Raw genomic sequence first — 379 nt, forward strand, 5'->3', positions numbered from 1 at the left:
CGGATGCGATAACGCTCTCCATCTCCTGCATCCGCTCATAATTATTAAACATTACGATTCCGCCTGCCAGGATCACGATAGACATGGCCATGCACATACCACGTAAAAGCCCAAGAGTCTGGTGCCTGTCCGTCACCTCGTCCTTGTGCTCATCCATCCGCTTTCTGAATTCCTGAATAACCTTCTCATCCGATCCGGACTCAATTCTCCTCACATCCTTCCGGAGAACCATATAATCCTGCATCATCTGATTTCTTTCATAATAAATGCTGTAGCCGCAGAGCTTGTAGAATCCGTCTTCCGACGTTATGTAAACTGATTCGTCTCCTTCCACTCCGCTGCTTAAATACATCAGCTTATTAGGTCCCTGAAAATACTG

The 379-nt window shown here is 46.4% G+C and carries 1 protein-coding gene; it reads right to left on the reverse strand.

Features of this window, described 5'->3' with window-relative positions; translation table 11 throughout:
• Positions 1 to 379, reverse strand: a 379-nt coding sequence (locus tag NE664_15865; protein MCQ4728111.1) for a peptidoglycan-binding protein, incomplete at both ends; no start/stop codon positions are given.

The sequence above is a fragment of the Anaerotignum faecicola genome, assembly GCA_024460105.1.
Classification (GTDB): Bacteria; Bacillota; Clostridia; order Lachnospirales; family Anaerotignaceae; genus JANFXS01.